Here is a 6,000-nt window from a genome sequence, read left to right on the forward strand (position 1 = left end):
TATCGAAAGAATAAAAAATTCAGAATCTATTTTCGAGAATCGTCTTAAGAATAGAACTGGGAAGTGCAGCCTATGGCTATAAACCTTATACAGCAATAGTCACAGAGTTCGATACGAGATTTAAACGCGATCGCAGGGATCTCGGCTCAATACCAAGTTTATCTTTCGTTGCATAGTTAGGTTTATTCATACCTACGTACTTAGGTAAATAAATGTAACTTATTTACAAACTTGAAAAAATGCTGTGTATAGTTACATTGATTACACATAAGGATTTACACTTAAAAAGTGTGCCATTCAGCCATTCATCTTAGAAAAGATTAAATCGCGGAACATCACGACCGATAAAATTTATGCCTCGTTCAATTAAAAATCCAGAAGTTCAGTGGGAATTGGATCGTGTTCGTCAACTTATTCCAGGAAAACAGGTAACTCCATCTCCGATTGACTGGCGTGACCATTGGATCTATCTCCTTATGGTTGATCGATTTAATAATCCTGTGATGTTCCCTAAAGTCCCTTACAATGAGAATTTTGGCGGTTTTCAGGGCGGAACAATTCAAGGAATCCAGGAGCAGCTAGATTACCTCAAGAGTTTGGGAGTGGGGGCAATATGGTTAACCCCAGTATTAAAAAACTGCCAGTTCTTGGATGATGCACCTAGCGAAGGAACTTATCATGGCTACGGTATCCAAAACTTTCTGGAAATTGATCCGCGTTTTAATTCCAATTCAGGGGAGGACGTTAACCAGGTTTTACAAGATTTTATTCAGGAAGCTCATTCTAGAAACATCTACATCATCTTTGATATTGTTCTTAATCATACCGGAGATGTTTTTGCCTATCCATCTGGATCAGAGGCAAACTATAGTGATACGCCTTATCCAGTACGCTGGCGGGATGAGAAGGGGAATGCCCGATCTGATTGGAAGAGTGAAGAAGATATTCATAATCCTGATCCGGATGCAGTTGTTTTTCCAGATGAGCTTCAACGTAATGCTTTCTTTCGACGGCAAGGAAAAGCCAAACCAGGTGGAGCAGAAACAATCGGCGATTTTGGTTCCTTGAAACAACTTCTAACTAGTAACTATGAACTAGGAAATGTCCTAATTTACTGCTTCCAATACATCATGGCACTATATGACATTGATGGATTTCGGATCGATACGCTGAAATTTTTAGACCCAAACTTTGCTTTAAGGTTCGGCAATGCTATCCGCGAATTTGCCTTAAGTATGGGCAAAAAGAACTTCTTTACTTTTGGCGAAGTTTATGATGGTGAACAGAAAATTGCTCAATTTATTGGTCGCAACGTATCCAGTTCAGGGGATCTGGTTGGGATAGATGCTGCCCTTGATTACCCGTTATTTTTTAAGCTTCCCAATGTTCTTAAGGGATTATCACCCCCTAGCGATGTTGTCAATATGTATCAACAGCGCAAGGATATAGAGAGGAACATCATCAGTTCCCACGGAGAGGCAACTAGATTCTTTGTTACTTTTTTGGATAATCACGATCAACGAAAACGCTTCTACTATAGTTCTGAAAGTAATCCCCATCAATTTGATGATCAAGCAACGATGGGATTTGCCTGTTTGTTCTGCCTGCCTGGTATTCCCTGTCTGTATTATGGGACAGAACAGGGACTACACGGCAATCAGTTCAATGATAGTGATCAAAGTATCCGTGAGGCTCTTTGGGGAAAACCAAATCCTTTTGATGTAAACCATCCTTTCTATACAACGATTCAACAAATCAGCAAACTTCGCAACGAACAGCCAACCCTGCGATATGGGCGATTTTACTTCCGTCAGATATCTGGAGATGGATTAAATTTTGGTATCTCTCCCTATCCGTCGGGTGTGCTAGCATTCTCGCGCATCTTAAACGATCAGGAAGTTGTTGTTGTTGCTAACACCAGTACAAGTTTGCAGTTCGCTGGGTTCGTAATTATTGACTCTGATATCAATTCTGATGGTGAAATCTTTAAAGTTTTATTCAGTAACAAATCAAATGCTATTGAGCCAGAAGTAGTTCAAACAAAAGGACCAGGACTAACAATTAACGAGGTAGAGGGTGGAACTTCTATAGGTCCAGTTCGTGTGCTTCGGGTAGTGGTGAAGCCCATGGAAGTTCAAATTCTGGGAAGACCAATAGGCGGATAACGTAGTCCCATTTTCAATCATTTCACATGAATTGAAATACTCTTTACTTTATCGAACTAATGATGTTTGAAGACAAGGATTTGATCGATGAATAAGTTTATCTTAAAAACCCTATGCACAGTTGCAATAGTAGTTACGCTCGTTTTATTTCCTGGAGGAACCTTACACGCTAAGGCTCAATCATCCCCATCAAATGGAATCCTTTCTCCAGCATGTAAGGAGGGAACTGGCACGATTGATATTCGTAAGTATGCAGGTGCTGATTTTAAGAATCCAGAGGAAGTGACTTCTAGCAATGGAGTTCTGAAAACCTCGTTGGAAGTAAAGTATGGGCAAAATGCGATCGCAGGATGTGATGTTGATCTTCGGTCTTATAATGGGAAGTTGGTTGGTCCAACCCTGCGGGTGAAGCAAGGAGATTTGATCCAAATCGAATTGAAGAATAGTCTGCCAAAATTGGCAACCGATACTGCGAATTTAGGTCTTGATGATTCGACTAAATTGCGTGGAACCTACAACGTAACTAATCTTCACACTCACGGTCTTCATGTTTCTTCCAAGGGCAATAGTGATAATGTATTAAAGGAAATGGTTCCAGGGGAATCCTATGACATTGCCATACAACTCCCTAAGCAACATCCAGGAGGAACCAACTGGTATCATCCCCATTTACACCACTCCACTGCAATGCAGGTTTCTAGTGGTATGGCAGGAGCATTGATTGTTGAAGGAAAACTTGATCAATTGCCAGAAATTATCTCTGCTCAGGAGAAGATATTTGTGTTTCAGCAGATTAGCTATGGTGAGGACGGCAGAATCAGGGATTATGGGCGATTCGGCCCGGGTAAATGGCAAAAAACTGGTAGACAAATCACAGTGAATGGGCAACTTGCTCCAAAAATTACCATGCATCCCGGCGAAGTTCAACACTGGCGGTTTATCCACGCTGGTATCCGCGAAACCATTGACGTTCAATTACAGCAAGGAAAGCAGGTATTAAATCAGGGTGACATAACGGATAACGGTGAGACAACGATTCATCTAGTCAGATCGGACAAGTTGATTAAGCTGAATGAAATTGCCGTTGATGGCATTCCGTTAGGACATTTAGATTCTTGGGATACCGTTGAACTTCAACCAGGGTATCGCAGTGATTTGCTGGTTAAGATAGATAAGCCAGGAGACTATCAACTTGTGGATTTACCATCATCGAAGGGTTTAATTGGAGCAGAACAATATGGTCATCTTCTCGCTACGGTAGAAGTGAAGGGAGATCCAGTCACGATGCCATTACCAAGTGAGGCAGAGTTGGCAGCAGTCAAAGTGGCAGAAGTGCCTCCAGAGATTACAACCGAGGAGGTCAAAGGAAAACAGAATGTCGTCTTTAATCTGTTTTGTGAACCCTCTACAGATTGTTCAGGAAAGGTTCAATCTGTTGTTTTTGATGTTAATGACACCCCCTTTGATGATCCCAAAAAGCGAACTCGATTTCTAGAACTGGGTAAAACAGAAGAATGGAGTTTAGCAGTTGGTAAAACACCAGCATCTGTTCCAGGACATCCATTTCACATCCATATCAATCCCTTTCAACATACCCGTTTAGGTCCTGATGGTAAGAATGAAACCATTTGGCGGGATACTTTGCTGGTTATGCAAGGTAAACCTGAAAAAGTGCGTACTCGCTACACCGATTTTGATGGTCAGTTTGTGCTTCACTGCCATATTCTTGACCATGAAGATGCAGGTATGATGCAGTTAGTCAATGTAGTCAAGCCAAACCAGATACCAGGCAATCCATTAGCGACAGCCGCACATTAAGCCTACAACAGGGTTGAGAAATGCTAAACCAAAAGCTCAACTTTGTTGTTGCTATCAGACAACGGATTCTTAAGGAGATAGACAAGGATCAATGTCGTTTGTCAAAACTTCTTGAACCGTGAATTCCTATTCCACAGTCAACCATCGTACTTGAATTTGGAGGCAACTATGCCAGATACATCATATAAATTCGTCAACACCAATGAGTTCACGCCTAACCCAGCAGAGCCTAATGACCCTAAGCAACGTTGGCAAACAATCGGTGATATCGTCACTTACAGCCAAAACAACAACACCTTCACTCTAAAAACAGCAACTCGTCCCGGACCTGTCATCTCTTTCCTCTCTAAAACTGCTTTCCGGGTACGCTTTAGCCCTAATCCAAGTTTTGATTACAGCAAGGATAAGTCCTATGCCGTTGTCACTCAAGACCTACGTTCAAAGGAAGAGCAGGATGGGAACCAGGCACTCAGTCTAAAGGTGCAAGATACAGACGCAGAATTGATCATTAAAACTGAAGTTTTAACAGTAAGGATTAAGAAAAAGCCATACGCAATTTTGGTCTACCGAGGCACTCAGCTTATTCATCAGGATCAACCAGACTACAATCTTGTCTACCTACCCGGAGAAAAAGTCATTGCCAATTTTAAGGTTTACCCATCTACTGCAAAATATTGTGGGCTAGGGGAAAAAGCAGGAATCAATTTGCTCAAGAATGAGTTCACTCTCAACTATTTTAATTACGATAATTTTAAGTATGTGGGAGGAGCAAAGGATCCTGGACCACTCAATCCGAGTGTCCCGCTTTATGCATCCATTCCGTTTTTGATTGAGAATAACCTTAATCCAGAAGGAGAGTACGCAGGCTCGCCCTACAGCTACGGCATCTTTTTTGATAACCCCTCACAGGCGTTCATTAACATTGGCGCAAACGATTACTCTGACATGAGGGGTAAGTATTACTTTGGTGCCCTTTATGGCGAGATGAATTATTACTTCATGGCAGGGGAGCATTCTGCTGAAGTTTTACAACAATATACGACCTTGACTGGTCGTTCCCCCATGCCTCCAAAATACGTTTTTGGTTTTCATCAAGGAGGCTACGGCTATTACAGTCGCTATCTGCTTTCGATCGTTGCTAACTCTTATCGGGCAGTCCGCATTCCTATTGACGGCTTGCACATTGATGTTGACTTTCAGGACAATTACCGCACATTTACCCATAGTGAGCTGAAATTTCCCAATGCCAAGGAGATGTTTGACAGTTTGCATAGTATGGGCTTCAAATGCAGCACCAATATTACGCCATTATTGACCTTGAATTCGCTCGATCAGAATAGTGAGTATACTACCTACGAACAACTAAATGCGATCGCCACAGCAGGAGGCTTACTTTATGACCTACGAGCTGGAGATCCCTTTCCTAGTGACAGTGAAGTTAACCTCTATATTGGTGAGGTTGGCTATGGAGAAAATCTTGGCAGTAATCCATTTCCTACCCCTGGAAAACTTCCCAATGAGAAAGGAATTACACCTCTGGGGTCTCCGGGATATTATCCCAATTTTGAGATGCCAGAAGTACAGGAAGTCTGGGGTGAGCAATACAAGCATTTGATCAAGAATTTGGGGATGGATATGATTTGGCAGGATATGACCGATCCAGCTCAAAAGGGAGATGATCCAAAATATCCTAACAAAACATTTCCTCTTAATTTGCTGCAATTTAACGGTGAGGAATACGTACCTCACGGAGTCATCCACAATGGCTATGCTCTCAACCTTCTAAAATCCACATATGAGGGAGTGGATAAACTGCGTCCTGATAAGCGTAATTTCATTATTGCCCGTGGTGGTTATGCAGGAATGCAGCGTTATGCAGCATTATGGACCGGTGATTCTGGATCAAGCTGGCAGTTTTTGCAAATTATAGCAGTCGCCATCTTAGTTAGGACGTAGAATATATAGAGAAGTGATTGATTTCTGCATTCGTATGGCAAACCCTTACAGTTATGATCTA

The 6,000-nt window shown here is 41.9% G+C and carries 3 protein-coding genes; all 3 read left to right on the top strand.

The genetic code is table 11. The features are described 5' to 3' along the window. The first annotated feature begins 353 nt into the window (after window positions 1-353). A complete protein-coding gene (locus V7K89_RS09970; RefSeq protein ID WP_335186664.1) occupies window positions 354-2,165 on the top strand; it encodes an alpha-amylase family glycosyl hydrolase in 1,812 nt (603 codons plus the stop codon). 87 nt (window positions 2,166-2,252) lie between these two features. Beyond that, window positions 2,253-3,983, top strand: a complete 1,731-nt coding sequence (locus V7K89_RS09975) for a multicopper oxidase family protein (protein ID WP_335186666.1) — start codon at window positions 2,253-2,255, stop codon at window positions 3,981-3,983. Window positions 3,984-4,151: 168 nt separating this feature from the next. Further along, window positions 4,152-5,939, top strand: a complete 1,788-nt coding sequence (locus tag V7K89_RS09980; RefSeq protein ID WP_335186668.1) for a glycoside hydrolase family 31 protein — start codon at window positions 4,152-4,154, stop codon at window positions 5,937-5,939. The last annotated feature ends 61 nt before the right edge of the window (window positions 5,940-6,000 follow it).

Source organism: Nostoc sp., from assembly GCF_036917515.1.
Classification (GTDB): domain Bacteria; phylum Cyanobacteriota; class Cyanobacteriia; order Cyanobacteriales; family Nostocaceae; genus Nostoc.